At 45.6% G+C, this 1,859-nt stretch carries 3 protein-coding genes; all 3 read left to right on the plus strand.

The window, feature by feature from the left end; genetic code table 11:
• The coding region (locus DW931_RS15080) for a CPCC family cysteine-rich protein (RefSeq protein ID WP_118627006.1) at positions 1–181 on the plus strand (181 nt) is incomplete at its 5' end.
• Positions 182–238: 57 nt separating this feature from the next.
• Positions 239–748, plus strand: coding sequence for a hypothetical protein (locus DW931_RS15085; RefSeq protein ID WP_006873177.1), 510 nt, complete (start codon positions 239–241; stop codon positions 746–748).
• Between the two features lie 194 nt (positions 749–942).
• Positions 943–1,859 (plus strand): MobQ family relaxase (gene mobQ / locus DW931_RS15095; protein WP_147353636.1); only part of this gene is annotated, 917 nt, incomplete at its 3' end.

The raw sequence follows: 1,859 nt of genomic DNA on the forward strand, positions 1-1,859 counted from the left end.
TTGCCCCGTTTGTTTTTGGGAGAATGACCCGTTCATTGCTTCTGATAACGAACCAAGCGACTCTAATCATGGAATAACGCTAAAAGAAGCGAAATCCAATTTCTCAAAATTTGGTGCTTGTGAAAAAGAAATGTTATGTTATGTCCGACCACCAAGAGATGATGAAAAAGAAATTTCATAGCGACAACTTCCAACTTGTAGAACTGAAAAATTAGAAGTTGTAAAGGAGTGTGATAAAATGGAAACACTTTTTGACCAATACAAAGAACTGAATATAAATGGCTCTTTGATTTGTCTTGAACAAGTTGAAGATATTTATTCTTACTTCTGCTATCCGACCAATGCAAAGGCAATAGGTTTTGAAGGAAGTATTATGTATTGCTTTATTGAGCCGTATGGGGAAATGGTTTTTGCCTGCAATCCTGATACTTGTGCAGATGTTTTTGTTTATCCACTGGCAAGAACCTTTGAGGATTTTATGAGACTTATTCTTGCTTGTGGTTCTACTAATCCTATTGAGCAGATTATTTGGATGGACAAAGACAAATTTGAAAAACACCTCAAAGAGGAAGAAGCAATCCGCACAGAGGAACAGAAAGCGACATTAAGTTATCTTGAAACAGAATTAGAAATTTCCCCTATTGATAACCCTTATGACTATGTAAAAGAACTGCAATCTCGCTTTGACAATAGTGGCATTGAGTATAGTGATGAATACTATGATGTTTTGGGGATTGATAGAAAATAACAACAAATAAATTCCAGTTCGTCAGCTTCACATCGGGTCAACTTGTCCCGAACTTTTACAACTAAATACCCGCCGCCCACACAGCGGCACACCGAGCAGGAAATCTGAAAGAAAGGTTTCCTGCTTTTTTTCTGCCCAAAATGAGGTGGTAAAACGCCACCCCGTCCACCAATTAGCGAAAGGAGGGACACGAAATGCCCTGTCCACACAACGAAATCACGATTGTTCAGCGCAGTCAGCGGCAGTCTGCGGTTGCCGCCGCTGCTTACCAGAGTGGCGAAAAGCTGTTCTGTGAATACGACCAGCAAGTGAAGCACTACCCGGAAAAGCGTGGTATCGTCCACAATGAGATTCTGCTCCCAGCAAATGCCCCGCCGGAGTATGCAGACCGTAATACCTTATGGAACGCCGCCGAAGCTGTGGAAAAACAATGGAACTCCCAGCTTGCAAGGAGGTGGGTGCTTACCATCCCAAGAGAGATACCACCCGACCAGTATGCTGTCCTTGTCCGGGAGTTTTGTGAGCAGCAGTTTGTTTCCAAAGGCATGATTGCTGATTTTGCAATCCATGCCCCCCATCCGCCGGGACACAATCCCCACGCCCATGTCATGCTCACTATGAGGGCAATGGACGAACATGGAAAATGGCTTCCCAAGAGCCGCAAGGTTTATGACCTTGACGAAAACGGGGAACGGATAAAACTTCCGTCCGGCAGATGGAAAAGCCACAAGGAGGATACGGTGGATTGGAACGACCAGAAGTATTGCGAAATCTGGCGGCATGAATGGGAGGTCATCCAGAACCGCTATCTGGAAGCCAATGACCGCCCAGAGCGTGTGGACTTGCGTTCTTATGCCAGACAGGGGCTTGATATTATCCCTACTGTCCATGAGGGAGCTGCTGTCCGGCAGATGGAAAAGCGGGGTATCCAGACGAACATCGGCAACCTGAACCGGGACATCAGAGCCGCCAACCGCCTGATGAAGTCTATCCGGCAGCTCATTCAAAACCTCAAAGGCTGGATTACCGAGCTGGGAGAAAAACGAAAAGAACTGCTTGCACAAAAGGCGGCGGAGGAAGCGACACTTCTTCCCAATCTGCTGATGAAGTA

This window comes from Clostridium sp. AM43-3BH, from assembly GCF_003479985.1.
Taxonomy (GTDB): domain Bacteria; phylum Bacillota; class Clostridia; order Lachnospirales; family Lachnospiraceae; genus Otoolea; species Otoolea fessa.

Bases quoted from the DNA above. Each gene is read 5' to 3' on its own strand.
- DW931_RS15085 (WP_006873177.1), top strand. From the start codon at position 239: ATGGAAACACTTTTTGACCAATACAAAGAACTGAATATAAATGGCTCT.